Below are 13,402 nucleotides of genomic sequence, written 5' to 3'. Positions count from 1 at the left end.
TTCCGGCCGCGGGCCCCTCTCGCGTTCCCCGTCCCTTCGGCCCACCCGGAATGCCTCGCTCCACCCGCTCTTCGATAATCGCCGTACCGGCCAGAGGAGAGCAGCGTGCCCAGTCCCGTACCCCCACGCGATCGCACCGACCAGCCGTGGCGCTCCGAGGGCGCGCCCCCGCCGCCCCCGCCGAAGCGCAAGATGCCCGGGGGCTGGGGCAGCCTCATCCTCACCGCGCTCGTCGTCTACCTGATCACCAATCTGATCCTGTCGTTCTTCGACGAGGCGAACGAGCCGACGCTGTCGTACACCGAGTTCAGCAGGCAGGTCGCCGCCGGCAACGTGGAGAAGATCTACTCCAAGGGCGACGCCATCCAGGGACAGCTCAAGAGCTCCCAGACCGTGCCCGGCGGCAGTGACAAGTACACGAAGTTCACCACCCAGCGGCCCACCTTCGCCGACGACGACCTCTGGGCGCAGCTGACCAAGCAGAAGGTCACGGTCACCGCCCAGCCGGTCGTCGAGCACCGCAGCTTCCTGGCCAACCTGCTCATCTCGCTCGCCCCGATGCTCCTGCTCGTCGTCCTGTGGCTGTTCGTCGCGCGGCGGATGAGCGCGCGGATGGGCGGCGGGATGCTGGGGCGCAAGGCGCCGCCCAAACCGGTCGAACTGACCGAGGACAAACGCACCACGTTCGAGGACGTGGCGGGCATCGACGAGGTCGAGGGCGAGCTCAACGACGTCGTGGATTTCCTCAAGAACCCCACCGACTACCGCAAGATGGGCGCCCGCATGCCCGGCGGCGTCCTGCTCGCGGGCCCGCCCGGCACCGGCAAGACCCTGCTCGCGCGGGCCGTGGCGGGTGAGGCGGGGGTGCCGTTCTTCTCCGCCTCGGCGTCGGAGTTCATCGAGATGATCGTGGGCGTGGGCGCCTCGCGGGTACGCGAACTGTTCGCCGAGGCACGCAAGGTGGCCCCCGCCATCATCTTCATCGACGAGATCGACACCATCGGACGGGCGCGCGGCGCCGGCGCCGGAATGGGCGGCCACGACGAGCGCGAGCAGACGCTCAACCAGATCCTCACCGAGATGGACGGCTTCTCCGGGTCCGAGGGCGTCGTCGTCATCGCCGCCACCAACCGGGCCGACGTCCTGGACCCGGCGCTCACCCGGCCCGGCAGATTCGACCGGATCGTGCAGGTCAGCCCGCCCGACCGGGGCGGACGCGAGTCCATCCTGAAGATCCACACCCGGGAGATCCCGATGGCGCGGGACGTGGACCTCGCCCAGCTGGCCCGCACCACCCCCGGCATGACCGGCGCCGAACTCGCCAACCTCGCCAACGAGGCGGCCCTGCTCGCCGTCAAGCGCCGCCAGAGCGAGGTCACCCAGTCGGACCTCTCCGACGCCCTGGAGAAGGTCCAGCTCGGCGCCGAACGGCCGCTGGTGATGCCCGAGGAGGAGCGCCGCCGCACCGCCTACCACGAGAGCGGCCACGCCCTGCTCGGCATGCTCCAGCCCGGCGCCGACCCCGTCCGCAAGATCACCATCGTGCCCCGGGGGCGGGCTCTCGGCGTGACGCTGTCCACCCCGGACGCCGACAAGTACGCGTACACCGAGGACTATCTGCGCGGTCGCATCATCGGCGCCCTCGGCGGCATGGCGGCCGAGCACATCGTCTTCGACGTGGTCACCACCGGCGCCGAGAACGACCTCGAACAGGTCACCAACCTCGCGCGCGGCATGGTCGCCCGGTGGGGCATGAGCAAGAAGATCGGCCCCCTCACCGCGCTGCCCGGCGACTCCCAGCAGGCGTACGGACTCGCCGCCGCCCCCGAGACCCTGGACGCCATCGCCACCGAGATGCGCCGCATCGTCGACGAGTGCTACGCCGAGGCGTGCCGGCTGCTGCGCGAGCACCGCCCCCGGCTGGACGCGCTCGCCGAGGCGCTGCTGAAGAACGAGACGCTGGAGGAGGAGGCCGCCTACCGTGCGGCCGGCATCCCGCGCACGGCCAGGGCCGACATCTGAACCCCTCCGGGCCTCGGATGAACCCCTCCGGGCCTCGGATGAACCCCTCCGGGCCTGGGGTTAACCCTTGCGCGCCTCAGGGCGTCCGGGCGATCAGATAGCGGAACACGTTCGGCATCCACACCGTGCCGTCCTGCCGCAGATACGGATGCAGCGCCTCCGTCAGCTCCTTCTCCACCTGGACCTGGTCGGTGGCCCTGGCCGCCGCGTCGAACAGGCCCGTCGAGAGCAGCCCGCGCACCGCGCTGTCGATGTCCGCGTAGCCGAAGGGGCACGCCACCCGGCCCGACCCGTCGGGCCGCAGACCGGCCCGCGAGGCCAGATCTTCCAGGTCGTCGCGCAGGCTCGGCCGCCAGCGCGGGGAGTCGGTGAGCCGCGCCGCCACCCGCAGCACGCCCGAGGTCGCACACCGCTCCGGCGGACCCCAGCCCGTCAGCACCACCGCGCCGCCGCGCTCGGCGAGCCCCACCGCGGCCTCCAGCGCCGACCCGAGGCCGTCCGCGTCGCCCGCCGCACAGCCCACCGGCTCGAACGCCGTCACCAGGTCGTAGCGGGCCGCGGACGGATCGGCGGCGGCCTCCGGACCGCCCGCCAGGAGGCGGGCGCCGCCGGGCCCCCACACCCCGTCCGGGCGCAGCCGCTCACGGGCCAGCGCGAGCCGCTCCGGACGGGTGTCGACACCCGTCACGCGCGCGCCGCGCGTGGCCGCCATCAACAGGGCCAGCCCGGAGCCGCAGCCCAGGCCGAGCAGCCGGGTGGCTGCTCCCACCTCCAGCCGCTCGTACACCGCCTCGTAGAGCGGTACCAGCATCCGCTCCTGGATCTCCGCCCAGTCACGCGCGCGGGCAGACGCCCGCGCGGGCGAGGCCGAGGCCGTGGGGGACTGGTGCCGGACGAGCGTAGGTGTCATGGAAAGCGCCCCAATCCGCGGAAGAGGTCAGCTGTGCGCTGATGGAAAGCCCCCGTACCCGTGCGGTCTCGCTCCCCCCGTATGCCAAAGGGAACTCCGCATCCGCCATCCCGTCCAGAGGGAGGGCGATTCACGTTCGGGGCCACCGGGCCCGTACCATTCGCGCCATGGCAAAGGCACCCGTTCTCACGCCCCAGGCGGAAGACTTCCCCCGCTGGTACCAGGATCTGATCAACAAGGCCGAGCTCGCGGACAACGGTCCGGTGCGCGGCACCATGGTGATCCGACCGTACGGCTACGGCCTGTGGGAGCGGATGCAGCAGGAGATGGACGCACGCATCAAGGACGCGGGCGCCCAGAACGCGTACTTCCCGCTGTTCATCCCCCAGTCTTACCTGACTCGCGAGGCTGAGCACGTCGAGGGCTTCGCGCCCGAGCTCGCGGTGGTCACGCACGGTGGCGGCAAGGAGCTCGAAGAGCCCGTCGTGGTGCGCCCCACCTCCGAGACGATCATCAACGACTACTTCTCCAAGTGGGTGCAGAGCTACCGGGACCTGCCCCTGCTCATCAACCAGTGGGCCAACGTGGTCCGTTGGGAGATGCGCCCGCGCGTCTTCCTCCGTACGAGTGAGTTCCTCTGGCAGGAGGGCCACACCGCGCACGCCTCCTACGAGGACGCCCGCGACTACGCGGCGCGCATCCACAGGGACGTCTACGCGGACTTCATGGTCAACGTCCTGGGCATCGACGTGGTCCTGGGCCGCAAGACCGCCAAGGAGCGGTTCGCCGGCGCCATCAACACCCTCACCCTCGAAGGCATGATGGGCGACGGCAAGGCCCTCCAGCTGGGCACCAGCCATGAGCTCGGCACCAACTTCGCCAAGGCCTTCAACACCCGGTACCTGTCCAAGGAAGGCAAGCAGGAGCTGGTCTGGCAGACCTCGTGGGGCGTCTCCACCCGCATGGTCGGCGGTCTGATCATGTCCCACGGCGACGACAACGGCCTGCGGGTGCCGCCGCGCCTGGCGCACGTCCAGGTCGTCGTCATGGCGATCAAGGGTGACGAGGCCGTCGCCAAGGTCCGCGAAGTCGGCGCCCGCCTCAAGGCGCTGGGCATCCGCGTCCAGGTCGACGACCGCGTGGACACCCCCTTCGGCCGCCGCGCGGTCGACTGGGAGCTCAAGGGCGTGCCCGTACGTGTGGAGATCGGCCCCCGCGACCTGGAGGCCGGCACCGCGATGCTCGCCCGCCGCATCCCCGGCGGCAAGGAGCCCGTCTCCATCGACGCGCTCGGCGAACTGCTGCCCAGGGTCCTGGAGGAGGACCAGGCGCAGCTGCTGCGCGAGTCCCGCGAGCGCCGCGAGTCCCGTACGAGCGATGTCGACACCCTCGAAGAGGCCGCCGAGGCGGCCACGGCGGGCGGCTGGGCGCGCATCCCGTGGGCCACGCTCGGCACCGAGGGCGAGGCCAAGCTCGCCGAGCAGGCCGTGTCCGTACGGTGTCTGGTCGCCGAGGACGGGTCGGTCCCCGAGACCGACGACGCACCCGGTACCGTCGCCATCGTCGCCCGCTCCTACTGAGCGGCCCGCGGCCTGTTCCGGTCGACCGAAAACGCCTCTTGCGTACCGGCCGAATCCTGGAATCCCGGCGCGTGGACATCATCTACGCGCCGGGGCGTACGCGCCGCTACGTACTACCTTGGTGCGAGCTGTGAGGCTTCTCCGCAGATCAGCGCACCCGCCCTCGTCCGGACGCATCAACGGCAACTGACGGGTACGTGCAAATTATTTGGGATGCCCCGGAATAGGAACACCGGGGCACTCCGGCTCGTTGTCACGACGTGAGCACGACACCACCTGTTCTCGCCGCAGAGCTGGCGCAGGCGTGGGCCGACATTCAGCGGTACCACCCCGAGCTGCCTGACCTTGCCGCGCCCGAGTCCCTGATCGGAGAGTCGTCGTCCGCCTGCGGCGCCGAACTCTCCTTCGAGCGACTGCTCCACGAAGCAGTCCACGGCATTGCCGCCGCCCGGGGTGTCCGCGACACATCCCGGGCCGGGCGGTACCACAACCGCAGATTCCTGGCCATCGCCGAGGAGCTCGGTCTCGACCATCCCGAGGAACCGCACCCCAGCAGCGGCTTCTCCCTGGTCGCGCTGAACCCCGAGGCGAGGCGCCGCTACCGGCCGACCATCGAGCGGCTGCAGCGGGCCCTCAAGGCGCACACCGTGGCCACCGCCGCCGACACCAAGCGCTCCTTCCGGGGCCCGGCGGCACGACACGGCTCCTCGGGCGGCGGCGTCCGCGTCAAGGCCGTCTGCGACTGCGGTCGCAATGTGCGCGTCGTCCCCTCCGTGCTCGCCCAGGCGCCGATCGTCTGCGGCGGCTGCGGCAAGCCCTTCCGTATCCCCGAGGTCGTGGCCGCGGCGAGCTGATCCCGGACCGGCCGCCCGACGGGGGCGGCGCGGGCCGTCGGGCGCGGACACACACGGGTGTGCCACTGTGCCGCTGTGCCGCCCGGGGGTGCCCCACGGACCCCCGGCGTGCCCGGCGCCGGCGTGTGGCACAATGGACAGCTGTACTCGACAGCCGCACAGGAACCCTCTCGCCTCCGGCTGACGCGTCCATCGGGCACTTTGAGTACCGCAACCCCACGTGGCATCCCGTTGTGCCCAACCACGTCAAGACCAGGAGACACCACTCCAGTGGCAGTCAAGATCAAGCTCAAGCGCCTCGGCAAGATTCGCCAGCCGCACTACCGCATCGTCGTCGCCGACGCCCGCACCCGCCGTGACGGTCGCGCGATCGAAGAGATCGGTATCTACCACCCGACGTACAACCCGTCGCGCATCGAGGTCAACGCCGAGCGTGCGCAGTACTGGCTGTCCGTGGGCGCCCAGCCCACCGAGGCTGTGCTCGCCATCCTGAAGCTCACCGGTGACTGGCAGGCGCACAAGGGCCTCCCGGCCCCCGCGCCGCTGCTGCAGCCGGAGACGAAGGAGAGCAAGCGCCGCTCCTTCGACGAGTTCGCCAAGGCTCTCGAGGGCGACGACACCAAGGGTGAGGCCATCACCCCCAAGGCCAAGAAGGCTGACAAGAAGGCGGACGAGGCTCCGGCCGACGCCGCCGAGTCGACCGAGGCCTGAGCATGCTCGAGGAGGCTCTTGAGCACCTCGTGAAGGGCATCGTCGACAACCCCGACGACGTGCAGGTCGCCTCGCGCGCCCTGCGCAAGGGGCGCGTGCTGGAGGTCCGGGTCCACCCCGACGACCTCGGCAAGGTGATCGGCCGCAACGGCCGCACCGCCCGCGCCCTGCGTACCGTCGTGGGCGCCATCGGTGGCCGTGGAATCCGCGTCGACCTCGTCGACGTGGACCAGGTCCACTGACAAAGTTGGTTGTTTTACCAGATGCGCCGGCTCGGGCCGGGGAGGGCCACCGTGCCCTCCCCGGCCCGCAGTCGTCTGTACAGCCGTAGTCCCCCCGGGGCTGAAGTCACCGAAACACCGTAGGCATCCGACAGGAAAGTTGAACGACGTGCAGCTGGTAGTCGCGCGGATCGGCCGCGCCCACGGCATCAAGGGCGAGGTCACCGTCGAGGTCCGCACCGACGAGCCGGAGCTGCGGCTCGCCCCCGGCGCCGTACTGGCCACCGACCCGGCCTCCACCGGACCGCTCACCATCGAGACCGGCCGCGTCCACAGCGGTCGCCTGCTGCTGCGCTTCGAGGGCGTACGCGACCGGACCGCCGCCGAGGCCCTGCGCAACACGCTGCTCATCGCCGACGTCGACCCCGAAGAGCGCCCCGACGAGGACGACGAGTACTACGACCACCAGCTCATCGACCTCGACGTGGTCCTCACCGACGGCACCGAGGTCGGCCGGATCACCGAGATCTCGCATCTGCCGTCCCAGGACCTGTTCATCGTGGAGCGGCCCGACGGCACCGAGGTCATGATCCCGTTCGTCGGGGAGATCGTCACCGAGATCGACCTCGACGCGCAGCGCGCGGTCATCGACCCGCCGCCCGGTCTGATCGACGACCGAGCCGAGATCGCCTCCGCCCGCGACGAGGCCGGGGCCGACGCGACCGGGGACGACGAGACCGGCGATGACGAGACCGGCGATGACGAGACAGACGGGGCCCGCGGCTGATGCGGCTCGACGTCGTCACGATCTTCCCCGAGTACCTGGAGCCGCTGAACGTCTCCCTCGTCGGCAAGGCACGCGCGCGTGGACAGCTCGACGTCCACGTACACGACCTGCGGGAGTGGACCCACGACCGGCACAACACGGTCGACGACACCCCCTACGGCGGCGGCCCCGGCATGGTCATGAAGACCGAGCCCTGGGGCGCCTGCCTCGACGACGCCCTGGCCGACGGCTACGAGGCGGGGGCGCACGGCCCCGTCATGGTCGTCCCCACCCCCAGCGGACGGCCCTTCACCCAGGAACTCGCCGTCGAGCTCTCCCACAAGCCGTGGCTGATCTTCACGCCCGCGCGTTACGAGGGCATCGACCGCCGCGTCATGGACGAGTACGCCACCCGCATCCCGGTGTACGAGGTGTCCATCGGCGACTACGTCCTCGCGGGCGGGGAGGCCGCCGTCCTGGTGATCACCGAGGCCGTGGCCCGGCTGCTGCCCGGCGTCCTCGGCAACGCCGAGTCCCACCGCGACGACTCCTTCGCCCCCGGCGCCATGGCCAACCTCCTCGAAGGCCCGGTGTACACCAAGCCCCCCCAGTGGCGCGGACGCGGCATCCCCGACGTCCTGCTCAGCGGACACCACGGCAGGATCGCCCGCTGGCGCCGGGACGAGGCCTTCCGCCGCACCGCCGAGAACCGGCCCGACCTCATCGAGCGCTGCGACCCCTCCGCCTTCGACAAGAAGGACCGCGAGGTGCTGTCCATCCTCGGCTGGGCACCCGAGCCCGGCGGCCGATTTTGGCGCAGGCCGCAGGACGTGGAAGAATAAGCCGCTGCTGTACGCCCGGCCCATGCCCCTGCCACAGGGGGAAGGGCAAAGCGTTCCCCGCGCACGCGGGAGTCGCCCCACGGCGGTCCGGCCGCGGACAGCACCTCGAACCCCATCACGAATTCCGCCGATGACCTGTGGCGTCGGCGAGGAAGCAGAAGAACATGGCCAGCCTGCTCGACTCCGTCAACGCCGCGACGCTGCGCAGCGACGTCCCGGCCTTCCGCCCGGGTGACACCGTCAACGTCCACGTCCGCGTGATCGAGGGCAACCGCTCCCGTATCCAGCAGTTCAAGGGCGTTGTCATCCGCCGTCAGGGCGCCGGCGTCTCCGAGACCTTCACGGTCCGCAAGGTCTCCTTCTCCGTCGGCGTCGAGCGCACCTTCCCGGTGAACTCCCCGATCTTCGAGAAGATCGAGCTCGTCACCCGCGGTGACGTCCGCCGCGCGAAGCTGTACTACCTGCGCGAGCTCCGCGGCAAGGCCGCGAAGATCAAGGAGAAGCGCGACAACTGAGCTCCGGCTCGACGGTGAGCCACGGCTCACCACGCGCGCGTACGGGTCCACAGGACGGGCGGATAGGCTCACCCCCCGATGGACACCGAAGCACAGCACACGGAGCGCGACCTCCCCTCCACCCCTCAGCCGGGGCCGGAGCGGAGGTCGCGCTCCGCGCGTTTTCCCGCCCTCGCCGGCCACCTGGAAGGGCCCTGGCGCAAGAGCGCGGCCCTGGCCGCGGTATGCCTGCTCTTCCTGCTGCTGCTCAGCCACTTCGTGATGCAGCCCTTCCTCATCCCCAGCGGCTCCATGGAGCCCACCCTGAAGGTCGGCGACCGGGTCATGGTCAACAAGCTGGCGTACCGGTTCGGGAGCGGTCCGGCCCGCGGTGACGTCGTCGTCTTCGACGGCCGGGGCTCCTTCACGGACGAGCCGCCCGAGGGGAACCCGGTGGGCAGGGCCCTTCGTTCAGCTGTCGCGGCCCTCGGTCTGAGGGAGCCGGCCGGGAACGTGTACGTGAAGCGGGTCGTCGGAGTGGGCGGCGACCGGATCGTGTGCTGTGACAGGAGCGGGAGGGTCCAGGTGAACGGGACACCGGTGACCGAGGAGTACGTGCACCCGGGCGACGCCCCCTCCCAGGTGCCGTTCGACATCGTCGTGCCCGACGGCACCCTCTTCGTCCTGGGCGACCACCGCTCGCGCTCCAGCGACTCCCGCGACCACCTGGGCTCGCCGGGCGGCGGCATGGTGCCGGTGGACCACGTGGTGGGGCGGGCCGACTGGATCGGCTGGCCGTTCGGCCGCTGGTCGGGGGTCGACGGCTCCGGCGCCTTCGCGCGCGTGCCCGCACCGGGCGGCGCCCATGGGTAGCCGCGGACGCCCCCGCTCGGCACCCCGGCCGGCGGACGAGCCGCTGCCCACGGGCACGCGGCCGACCTCCCGCGCCGCGGCGCGGGGAGCCAGGGGCACCAGAGGGCGCGGTGACGTGCCGGACCCGGCCCGCCGCGAGACGGCGCCCGGCGAGGCCGGGACCGGCCCGCTCAGCGACTCCTACGCCGCCTCGGGGCAGCCGGTGGCGTACGCGTCGGGCTCCGCGGGTCTCTCCGGGCCCGCCGACCTCATGGAGCCCGCCCCGGCCGCCGCCGAGACCGCGCCCACGCGCCCTGCGCAACGCGGGCGTGAAGACACGACTTCGCCCGCGCCCGCGCGTCCGCCGGGCCGCCGCGCCCAGCAGGGCCGGGCCGACCGGCGCAGGCTCGCCCGCAAGGTGAAGCGGCGCAGGCGCAGATCCGCGGTCAAGGAGATACCGCTGCTGGTCGGGGTGGCGGTGCTCATCGCCCTCGTACTGAAGACGTTCCTCGTCCAGGCCTTCGTGATCCCGTCCGGGTCCATGCAGGAGACGATCACCATCGGCGACCGGGTGCTCGTCGACAAGCTCACGCCCTGGTTCGGCTCCAGGCCCCAGCGCGGCGACGTGGTGGTGTTCAAGGACCCCGGCGGCTGGCTTAAGGACGAGAAGAAGACCACCGGCGGCGGCGACCCGGTCGTCGTCAAACAGGTCAAACAGGCCCTCACCTTCATCGGCCTGCTGCCCTCCGACAACGAGCAGGACCTGATCAAACGGGTCGTCGCGGTCGGCGGAGACACCGTGAAGTGCTGCGACGGCAGCGGCAGGGTCATGGTCAACGGCAGACCCCTGGACGAGCCGTATGTGCATCCCGGCAACCCGCCCTCGGAGATCACCTTCGAGGTGAAGGTGCCCGAGGGGCGGCTCTTCATGATGGGCGACCACCGCTCGAATTCGGCCGATTCCCGCTTCCACCTCGACGAGCCGTACCACGGCACCGTCTCCGAGGACGGGGTCATCGGGCGGGCAGTCCTGATCGGCTGGCCCTTCGACCACTGGCGCTGGCTGGAGGAACCCGGGACATTCGGCTCGGTGCCGGACGCGCCCGGCAGGTCGGACACCGCACTCGGCACGTCGCATAGGGTGTCCTCCCGGGATCCGGCCACGGATCCCGGCAGATCATATGAAGTGGCAGTACATACCTCGATATCGGATGACCCGAAATCGAACGATGCGATCCGGCTCCCGAGCCCTGCGGAACTCCCGCTCGTTATGGGAGTGGTGGGCCTGCGTCTGGCACGGCGCGGGCGGTGGCACGGAGTGAGGAGTGGATGTGGGGGATTTGGCGGTCGGCGCACGATCCGGACACGACGAGCCCGAGGAGCGGCCGGACGGGCCCGCCGACTCTCCCGCACAGGCCCGGGCGGGCGATGGCGGTGGCGGCACCGCCGACGGCGGCTCGGGAGGTGACGGCGAGCCGGGCGGCGGCCCGGCCCCCAGGAAGCAGCGCTCCTTCTGGAAGGAGCTGCCGCTGCTCATCGGCATCGCGCTGATCCTCGCGCTGCTGATCAAGACGTTCCTGGTGCAGGCCTTCTCGATCCCCTCGGACTCGATGCAGGACACCCTCCAGCGCGGTGACCGGGTCCTGGTGGACAAGCTGACGCCGTGGTTCGGCTCCACGCCCGAGCGCGGCGAGGTCGTCGTCTTCCACGACCCGGGCGGCTGGCTGGAGGACCAGAAGCCGGCCGAGCCCAACGTGGTGCAGAAGTTCCTCAGCTTCATCGGCCTGATGCCGTCCGCCGAGGAGAAGGACCTGATCAAGCGGGTCATCGCGACCGGCGGCGACACCGTGGAGTGCAAGAAGGGCGGCCCGGTCAAGGTCAACGGCAAGGCCCTGAACGAGCCGTACATCTACCCCGGCGACAGTGCCTGCGACGACATGCCGTTCGGCCCGATCAAGGTCCCCAAGGGCCGGATCTGGGTGATGGGCGACCACCGGCAGAACTCGCTCGACTCCCGCTACCACCAGGAGCTGCCCGGCGGCGGCACGGTCTCCGACAACGAGGTAGTCGGCCGCGCCTTCACCATCGCCTGGCCGCTCAACCGCATCGACTGGCTCGGCATCCCGGGCACCTTCGACCAGAAGGGCCTCAACGGCATGGCCTCGACGGCCCCGGTGGCCGCGGGGCTCGCGGGCGCGGTGCCGCTCGTGCTGTGGCGCCGACGCCGGCTCACCCGCCCGAGTGACGCGATCGAGGACGCCGGCCTCACCCGAGAGGGCTGACCGCGCGGGATACCGCCGGGTAGGGTGCCGTCCCAGATCGTCGATCTCCGGAGCACGCGCAGGACGCGGGCGCCCGGGGGAGGAGCACTGGGATGAGCGGAACGGGACGCAATGACGACGGCCGCGGCCGTGGTCTCGGCAATCTGCTGTCGGGACTGGCCGTGGCCGTCGGCTGTGTGCTCTTCCTCGGCGGGTTCGCCTGGGGCGCCGTCGAGTACAAGCCGTACACGGTGCCGACCCAGTCCATGAATCCGACGGTCAAGGCGGGCGACCGGGTCCTCGCCCAGCGCATCGACGGCGCCGACGTGAAGCGTGGCGACGTGGTGATCTTCAAGGACAAGGCCTGGGGCAACGTCCCCATGGTCAAGCGGGTCGTCGGCATAGGCGGCGACACCGTCAAGTGCTGCGACCGGGGCGGCAAGCTCACCGTCAACGGCCGTGAGATCGACGAACCGTATCTGCACAACACGGCTCCCTCCACGACCAGGTTCAGCGCCACCGTCCCCAAGGGCCAGCTCTTCCTCCTCGGCGACGAACGCGACGTCTCCCTGGACTCCCGGATGCACCTGGAGGACGCGGCGAACGGCTCCGTGCCGCGCTCGGCCGTCAGCGCGCGCGTGGACGCCGTGGCCTGGCCGCTGGACGGCATGCTGGAGCGCCCGGCGGGCTTCAGGGCCCTCCCGGGCGGCATCTCCCAGCCCGGCCCGCTGACGCTGGTCGTGGGCGCGGTGGTCGCCGGAGCCGTACTGATCGTGGTGGGCGCCGCGTACGGGCCCCTGGCACGGCGGTTCGGGCGGCGCAGGGCGGCGGCCGGTGCCCGCTGAGACCGGCGGCCCCGGCCCCAGCCGGCCGCGGGGGCGGGGCGAGGCGCCGGAGGAGTTCCGCAGGGTCGCCCGGGTCGTCCTGCTCGATCCGCAGGACCGCATCCTGCTGATCCACGGACACGAACCGGACGACCCCGCCGACACCTGGTGGTTCACCCCGGGCGGCGGCCTGGAGGGCGACGAGACCCGGGAAGAGGCCGCACTGCGCGAACTCGCCGAGGAGACCGGGATCACCGATGTGCGGCTCGGCCCCGTGCTGTGGCAACGGAAGTGCTCGTTCCCCTTCGACGGCCGCCGCTGGAACCAGGACGAGTGGTACTTCCTCGCCCGTACCACCCGTATCACCCGTACCACCTCGGCCGAGGCCGCGCCGACCAACCTCACCGAGCTGGAACGACGCAGTACCACGGGGCTGAGGTGGTGGACCTCCGCCGAACTGTCGGCGGCCCGTGAGACGGTGTACCCGACCAGACTCGCCGAGCTGCTGCGCACGCTGCTCGACGAGGGTCCTCCGCCTGTGCCGGTGGTCCTGGCTCCGGAAATCGTCTAGGGGTCCGGGGGGCTGACGCACAATAGGGGGACCGCACGGCTGAAGGGGAACATGCCATGAGCGCCGAGGACCTCGAAAAGTACGAGACCGAGATGGAGCTGAAGCTCTACCGGGAGTACCGCGACGTCGTCGGTCTGTTCAAATATGTGATCGAGACCGAGCGGCGCTTCTACCTCACCAACGACTACGAGATGCAGGTGCACTCGGTCCAGGGCGAGGTGTTCTTCGAGGTGTCGATGGCCGATGCCTGGGTGTGGGACATGTACAGGCCGGCTCGCTTCGTGAAGCAGGTGCGTGTTCTGACGTTCAAGGACGTGAACATCGAGGAGCTCAATAAGAGCGATTTGGAGCTTCCGGGGGGCTGAGCGGGGGTGGGTCGGTCTTGTACGGCCTGGGCGCTCCTGCGCGGCCCGGAGGTGCTGCTTGGCTCGGCCGGTCCCCACGGTCCGCACGGCCCGGACGCGCTGCTTGGCTCGGGCTCTACTCGCCCCTTG

Annotated in this window: 14 protein-coding genes and 1 pseudogene; 14 read left to right on the top strand and 1 reads right to left on the bottom strand. The window is 70.9% G+C overall.

Features of this window, described 5'->3' with window-relative positions; translation table 11 throughout:
- Positions 1–105 precede the first annotated feature (105 nt).
- The gene (gene ftsH / locus ACZ5ID_RS11850; protein WP_468896333.1) at positions 106–2,022 is read left to right on the top strand and encodes an ATP-dependent zinc metalloprotease FtsH; all 1,917 of its coding nucleotides are present in this window, start codon (positions 106–108) and stop codon (positions 2,020–2,022) included.
- A 76-nt stretch (positions 2,023–2,098) separates the two neighbouring features.
- Here the strand turns inward: ftsH and ACZ5ID_RS11845 are convergent, their stop codons facing one another.
- Positions 2,099–2,932, bottom strand: a complete 834-nt coding sequence (locus ACZ5ID_RS11845; protein ID WP_468896330.1) for a methyltransferase domain-containing protein — start codon at positions 2,930–2,932, stop codon at positions 2,099–2,101.
- 167 nt (positions 2,933–3,099) lie between these two features.
- Here ACZ5ID_RS11845 and proS point away from each other — a divergent pair, with 167 nt between their 5' ends.
- From proS to ACZ5ID_RS11780, 13 genes and pseudogenes are all read left to right on the top strand, one after another.
- Complete coding sequence (gene proS, locus ACZ5ID_RS11840) at positions 3,100–4,512, top strand: proline--tRNA ligase (protein ID WP_468896327.1); 1,413 nt, start codon at positions 3,100–3,102, stop codon at positions 4,510–4,512.
- 260 nt (positions 4,513–4,772) lie between these two features.
- Positions 4,773–5,366, top strand: a complete 594-nt coding sequence (locus ACZ5ID_RS11835) for a hypothetical protein (RefSeq protein ID WP_101390352.1) — start codon at positions 4,773–4,775, stop codon at positions 5,364–5,366.
- Positions 5,367–5,636: 270 nt separating this feature from the next.
- Positions 5,637–6,077, top strand: a complete 441-nt coding sequence (gene rpsP / locus ACZ5ID_RS11830) for a 30S ribosomal protein S16 (RefSeq protein WP_358835125.1) — start codon at positions 5,637–5,639, stop codon at positions 6,075–6,077.
- A 2-nt stretch (positions 6,078–6,079) separates the two neighbouring features.
- Complete coding sequence (locus ACZ5ID_RS11825; RefSeq protein ID WP_358835126.1) at positions 6,080–6,319, top strand: RNA-binding protein; 240 nt, start codon at positions 6,080–6,082, stop codon at positions 6,317–6,319.
- 148 nt (positions 6,320–6,467) lie between these two features.
- Positions 6,468–7,085 (top strand): ribosome maturation factor RimM, encoded by a 618-nt coding sequence (gene rimM / locus ACZ5ID_RS11820; RefSeq protein ID WP_468896322.1) that lies wholly within the window; start codon positions 6,468–6,470, stop codon positions 7,083–7,085.
- Positions 7,085–7,906 carry a tRNA (guanosine(37)-N1)-methyltransferase TrmD gene (trmD, locus tag ACZ5ID_RS11815; protein WP_468896319.1) on the top strand — a complete coding sequence of 274 codons (822 nt, stop codon included), beginning with the start codon at positions 7,085–7,087 and terminating at the stop codon, positions 7,904–7,906. Before rimM ends, trmD begins: the two co-directional genes overlap by 1 nt.
- A 164-nt stretch (positions 7,907–8,070) precedes the next feature.
- The gene (gene rplS, locus ACZ5ID_RS11810; RefSeq protein ID WP_358835129.1) at positions 8,071–8,421 is read left to right on the top strand and encodes a 50S ribosomal protein L19; all 351 of its coding nucleotides are present in this window, start codon (positions 8,071–8,073) and stop codon (positions 8,419–8,421) included.
- Between the two features lie 78 nt (positions 8,422–8,499).
- Positions 8,500–9,273 (top strand): signal peptidase I, encoded by a 774-nt coding sequence (gene lepB, locus ACZ5ID_RS11805; protein WP_468896316.1) that lies wholly within the window; start codon positions 8,500–8,502, stop codon positions 9,271–9,273.
- Positions 9,266–10,243 (top strand): annotated as a pseudogene (lepB, locus tag ACZ5ID_RS11800) (signal peptidase I); the annotation flags it as partial. The gene lepB (ACZ5ID_RS11805) and the pseudogene lepB (ACZ5ID_RS11800), both read left to right, overlap by 8 nt.
- A 349-nt stretch (positions 10,244–10,592) precedes the next feature.
- Positions 10,593–11,534, top strand: coding sequence for a signal peptidase I (gene lepB, locus ACZ5ID_RS11795; protein ID WP_468896927.1), 942 nt, complete (start codon positions 10,593–10,595; stop codon positions 11,532–11,534).
- 92 nt (positions 11,535–11,626) lie between these two features.
- A complete protein-coding gene (gene lepB / locus ACZ5ID_RS11790) occupies positions 11,627–12,358 on the top strand; it encodes a signal peptidase I (RefSeq protein ID WP_468896313.1) in 732 nt (243 codons plus the stop codon).
- On the top strand, positions 12,348–12,908 hold the full coding sequence (locus tag ACZ5ID_RS11785) for an NUDIX hydrolase (RefSeq protein WP_468896310.1): 561 nt from the start codon (positions 12,348–12,350) through the stop codon (positions 12,906–12,908). The genes lepB (ACZ5ID_RS11790) and ACZ5ID_RS11785 overlap by 11 nt, the downstream gene beginning before the upstream one ends.
- Before the next feature lie 56 nt (positions 12,909–12,964).
- Complete coding sequence (locus ACZ5ID_RS11780) at positions 12,965–13,273, top strand: DUF2469 domain-containing protein (protein WP_003965949.1); 309 nt, start codon at positions 12,965–12,967, stop codon at positions 13,271–13,273.
- The last annotated feature ends 129 nt before the right edge of the window (positions 13,274–13,402 follow it).

Source organism: Streptomyces sp. NPDC031670 (assembly GCF_055580545.1).
The sequence above is the reverse complement of the archived record's forward strand: the minus strand, read 5'-3'. Positions and strand labels throughout refer to the sequence as shown.

Excerpts from the sequence above, each read along its gene's own strand:
- ACZ5ID_RS11845 (WP_468896330.1), bottom strand. The coding sequence starts at position 2,932 with ATGACACCTACGCTCGTCCGGCACCAGTCCCCCACGGCCTCGGCCTCG.
- proS (WP_468896327.1), top strand. The coding sequence starts at position 3,100 with ATGGCAAAGGCACCCGTTCTCACGCCCCAGGCGGAAGACTTCCCCCGC.
- ACZ5ID_RS11825 (WP_358835126.1), top strand. The coding sequence starts at position 6,080 with ATGCTCGAGGAGGCTCTTGAGCACCTCGTGAAGGGCATCGTCGACAAC.
- trmD (WP_468896319.1), top strand. The coding sequence starts at position 7,085 with ATGCGGCTCGACGTCGTCACGATCTTCCCCGAGTACCTGGAGCCGCTG.
- rplS (WP_358835129.1), top strand. The coding sequence starts at position 8,071 with ATGGCCAGCCTGCTCGACTCCGTCAACGCCGCGACGCTGCGCAGCGAC.
- lepB (WP_468896316.1), top strand. The coding sequence starts at position 8,500 with ATGGACACCGAAGCACAGCACACGGAGCGCGACCTCCCCTCCACCCCT.
- lepB (WP_468896313.1), top strand. The coding sequence starts at position 11,627 with ATGAGCGGAACGGGACGCAATGACGACGGCCGCGGCCGTGGTCTCGGC.
- ACZ5ID_RS11780 (WP_003965949.1), top strand. The coding sequence starts at position 12,965 with ATGAGCGCCGAGGACCTCGAAAAGTACGAGACCGAGATGGAGCTGAAG.